Consider the following 4,692-nt stretch of genomic DNA (forward strand, 5'->3'; position numbering starts at 1 on the left):
CTGATTAAAGAGCCTCCTGGAAACGCGCAGTTATTTCGTTTGGCAAGGCGCGATCTTTTTTTGAAGCAGGAGTAGACTCTTTCGTCCTCGGCTGTTTCAATAAAATGAAGCAACGCCGCCAAACGGAAAAACAGCGTTTCCCTAGGCAGTGTCGTCACGAGATGAATTTTCTTGTTATTTCAAGGAGAACGAGACTTTTATGTAGGGAGCGTACTCTGATAGTACTCGAACTCGACTGAAATAAAAGGCGAAGTTCAACGCAGAAATAACGGGAAAGGCGCTCGTGACGACACGGCCTAAGAAGCTGTGCTTTCCCTTTGCGCAGCAGCCTTGGCCGCAATGCGCAAAAACTTTTCGCCCAATATGCCGGGGGCGATTTTTGTTTTGGCTCCAGAAGAGGTACGCACGCATCCTGTGACTTCCATTGGCTCACTGCTGTACGCGCCTTGCAGCGCTTCTTCCATTGCGTGCCGCAAAAGCTCAAAGGAAGCATCCACCTCAGGATAGTCATTGCCTTCGCGCCAGGGCAGCACAAGTGTGCGCGTCCAGGCATGCCCCTTGTGCGAAGGGGCTTCAAGCACATGAAAAACCTTGGGGCTGTAACCGGAAGCGCGCTCCAGCAGGCCGGGGTAGCAATAGTCCTGTCTGTCTTCTTCAGGCTTGGGAATGCTTGATACAATGCTCACCACGGGCAAGGCCAAAGCCTTTTCATGGTCTTCAAGATGTACGCAATAGCTGAGAACAGGCCGTAAATTACCCCTTTTCTTGGTAATTTTCCATTCAATTTGCATATTTTTCTCGCAACGGCACAGAAGTGCCCGGTAGTTGGTCCGGTAAATGGGCCGCGTGGCCTGTCAGGGTCACAAGTTCCCCAAAGGGCGGGATTTCGGGCCGGGCCTCGCTGCATACCCACAGTACGGGATAGTCCGGCTCTTCAGGAAAACGGCTGCACTCAAGGTCCGTAAACCAGACAAGGCAGGTAGGCCGCAACTGTTGCTCTTCAATATGGGCACATATGGGGCGATAATCAGTACCGCCGCCGCCCACAGGTATAATATCCGTGGGCATGCTCATACGGTTGAACGTCATTTCGCCCTGAATTTTCGTATCGTGAAACAGCACAGTGAGCGTGGTGTCATACGCATCCAGCACTGAAAACAATTCTGTGCAGAACATCGACAGCGCGGCTTCATCCACAGAGCCAGAGCAGTCCACAGCCAGCACAACATGAGGCAGGCGCGCCTCGCGCCGGGCAGGCAGATAAATATGCTGATACAGATAGCGCCTGTTGGGCGTAGACCACGAATAGTCATTGTCTGCGCAGTGTTCGAGAAAACGGCGCAGAAGTTCGCGCCAGTCCAGCTCGGGTCCTCGCTCTTTCTTGAGCAGCCGTGTAAATCCGGCGGGCAGGCTGCCCATATGTCTGGCCCTTTGCACAGCTTGTGAAAGGGCCACATCGGCCTCCTGCTCCGCCAGTTTCAGAGCGTGCTCGTTCTCCAGACCTTGCAGGTCGGGGTGGTCGCGTACCTCACCTGTAAATGAGGTCTTGCCTTCCCCTTGCGCTGGAGAGCCCTGATTTTTTTCCTTGGCGGCCTTTGCCCCGGCCTGGGCCTGATCTTCCCCGCCCTGATCGGGATTTTCTTTTTTGCCGCCCTGAGACTGCGCGGCGCTTTTGCCGCCCAGCTCCTTGCCGCCATCAAAACTCATGGCCCCTGCGCCCTCCTCATCCTGACCGTCAGCGCGAGCGGAATCATTGCTGGCCTCACCCTTGGAGGCGCTTTCTTGCAGGGCCGCAAGAGCCTCATAAATATCATCGGCGGACATGCCAGCATAGGCGGGATCGTGCGCAAAGCCTTCGGGCAGGTCAAAACCCGATTCCTGTAAAATATGGTTTATGGCCAGATCGCAGGCGCGGTTCCACATTTTTTCTTCGCGGCCCTTACGGCGCAAATGATGCCCGAAGGCCAGATGCATCACCTCATGGGCCTGCGCCGCCACCAGCTTGGCCTCGGGCAGCGTGGCGGCATATACGGGGTTAAACCCCATACTCTTGCCGTCTGTCCACATATCAGCGCAGGCTTTGTCTTCCTTGAAGCGCAATTTCAGAGCCAGGGAGCCGAAAAAGGGATGATCCAGCACAAGGGCTGTTCTGGCTTTTTTCATGGCCAGAGCCGCCTTACGGCATAGTGTCTCTTGATCTAAAACAGCACGGCTTGTCGCAGGTGCTGCGCTTGCGGGGCTGACGTCTTCCTTCATGACCTACATCAGCACTTCGGCATTTTTTTCAGCCCAGCGTGAAAAGGCCTCAGTCTGCACAAGATCTGTATCTTGACACACGGCATCACGCATAAGCAGTACACCGAATTCCGAGGGCAAACGTTCAGCATAGGCAGTGAGCGCTTCGATGGTTTCTGTGCTGGCCCTGAGGCTCAAGGCTTCGCACATAGCATAGAGGGCTGCGGGTTCCAGCGGAACCATTGCAGAGGCCGGGGCGGCCAGCACTTCATCCACCGTGGGCAGTTCCCGCCAGACCGAAAGAAAACCCATAAATTCCGCTGCGCCAGCCGAACCCACTGTGCCTTGAAACAGTTCATACTCCACGTCAGCATCAGGCCCGGCATCCAGAACGCGCGATACAAATTCCCACGAACGCGGCGAAGCAAAGGCTTTTTCCGCTTTTAACGGGTCAAAATCGTGCAGCAAGCGGGGGCGAAAACGCAAAAACGCGCAAACCTCTGCGCGAATGCCCGAACCTTGCGCCCAGGAGAGCCAGTCATCCAGATTGGCGTCAAACTCCAGATGCACCATGCGGTTAGCCAAAGCCGAAGGCATACGGTAAGACACGGCCTTGTCCTTTTCCCTGTTGCCAGCAGCCACAATGGACCAGCCGTCTGGCAGGTGGTACTCCCCGATGGCACGGTCAAGAATAAGCTGATAGCAGGCGGCCTGCACCAGAGGCGGCGCGGCATTCAGCTCATCCAGAAAAATGATGCCTTCTTCAGGATCAGAAGGCGTAGGCAGAAAAGCAGGAGGACACCACACGGCAACCCCCTGATCCGTAATGCGCGGCAGCCCGCGCAAATCAACAGGGTCCAGCAGCACTGCGCGGATGTCTCGCAGGGCCATGCCTCTGGACTCGGCCACCTGGGCTACGATCTGGCTTTTGCCAACACCCGGCGCGCCCCAGATAAAAACCGGCTGACGGATGGAAATAAGAGAGTTCAGTGCGGAAACAATTTGCGAAGGTGTCATGATATTCCTGCAAGCCATTCAAGGCGGATGGGTTAGAATGGATGCATGCTGCCCTACATGAAAATGAAAGTCAATGTCATAAGACTACGCAAACTGCCCTTCCCTGCTGTCAGATTGCCTACGGTTCGCTCATGCGCCACGCTCCTTGAAAGGAGCGCCATACAAAAACGCCCACTCCCTCCGAGGGAGCAGGCGCGTGAAAGGCCCGGTTGCGGTCAGTCAACCGAGCAGGAGGACAAAATGGTAAACAATGGTAGCCATTACAACAGGAAGAACAAGTGAATAGGCAAACATTGCGGCCAGAATTTTGAGAGAGCGGGATTCGCTGTACAGAATGCCAATGGTCGCAACGCAAGGAATAAACAGACTTTGCGCGCACATAAAAGCCACGGCGCTGGCCTGGCTGACGCTGCGCCGCAAAATTTCCGGCAACTGGTCGGTAGTAGCGGCAAAAAGCACGCCGATAGTGGCCATCACGGCTTCTTTGCTGACGCCAGAGGCCAGCAGCGCCGTCATAAACCGCCAGTCCACCCCCATAATCTCCCCAAGGGGCTGCAACAGTCTGCCCAGTTGCCCGATGAGGCTGGTTCCGATGTCGGCGGTGGGATAGTAGGACAAAAACCAGATCAACACGCTAAAAGCTACAATAAGAGTAGAAGCTTTTTTTAAGAAGGCCAGCACGTTACGCCACACATAGCGGCCAATGGCACGGGGGTTGGGTTTGTGAAAATGTGGCAGCTCCATAACAAGACCGCCAAGAGAATCTGCAGGCGGCATAATCTTGCCAGCAAGCAGACTTATACCGCCCAGCACAAGCATGTTCATAGCCAGCAAAGCCAAGACAACCAACACGGCGGATAAGGGCGTAAACAGCCACGAAGCCAGAGTCACCATTACCACGATTTTGGCCGTGCAGGGAACCAGCGGCACAAGCAGTATAGTCAACATCCGCTGACGGGGATCATCAATAGTTCGGCAGCCAACCACCCCCGAGATATTGCAGGGAATGGCAAACAATAAAGGAACAAAGGCCTTGCCGTTCAGACCTATGCGGCTCATGGCCCTGTCCATAATAAAAGCCGCGCGGGCCATATAGCCCACGTCTTCAAGAAAGGCGAAAATGGCGTAAAAAACTACAATAAACGGCAGCATTACAACAACAGCCCCCACGCCGCGCCAAACGCCGATGGTCATAGCTGCCAGCAAAGGTTTGCCCTCCTGCCCCCAAGCCAGAATATACGGCTCGGGCAGTGAAAACAGATAGGCTGTGCCCCCGGCCAACGGAAAGCCAACACCAAAACCTGCCACCAGAGTAAGCAGCAAAAAACCTGTCATGGCGGCTAGACCCCACACGGGATGCAGCAGCCACGCGTCCCAGGCCACAGTGGTGCTACGCCTGACCAAAGCCTGTACACTGTCGCGTCCCACAAGTTTTTCCAG

At 55.2% G+C, this 4,692-nt stretch carries 4 protein-coding genes; all 4 read right to left on the reverse strand.

Going from position 1 to position 4,692, the window contains the following annotated elements:
• Window positions 1-296: 296 nt before the first annotated feature.
• The gene (locus QM579_RS10280) at window positions 297-791 is read right to left on the reverse strand and encodes a hypothetical protein (RefSeq protein ID WP_414999063.1); all 495 of its coding nucleotides are present in this window, start codon (window positions 789-791) and stop codon (window positions 297-299) included.
• Entirely contained in the window at window positions 781-2,163 is a 1,383-nt protein-coding gene (locus tag QM579_RS10285; protein WP_414999064.1) for a DUF2201 family putative metallopeptidase, read from the reverse strand. The genes QM579_RS10280 and QM579_RS10285 overlap by 11 nt, the downstream gene beginning before the upstream one ends.
• A 96-nt stretch (window positions 2,164-2,259) precedes the next feature.
• Window positions 2,260-3,252 carry a MoxR family ATPase gene (locus tag QM579_RS10290; RefSeq protein ID WP_414999065.1) on the reverse strand — a complete coding sequence of 331 codons (993 nt, stop codon included), beginning with the start codon at window positions 3,250-3,252 and terminating at the stop codon, window positions 2,260-2,262.
• Between the two features lie 219 nt (window positions 3,253-3,471).
• Window positions 3,472-4,692: nucleoside recognition domain-containing protein (locus tag QM579_RS10295; RefSeq protein ID WP_414999066.1), on the reverse strand; the 1,221-nt coding region annotated here is incomplete at its 5' end.

It is taken from the genome of Desulfovibrio sp. (assembly GCF_047607245.1).
Taxonomy (GTDB): Bacteria; Desulfobacterota; Desulfovibrionia; order Desulfovibrionales; family Desulfovibrionaceae; genus Desulfovibrio.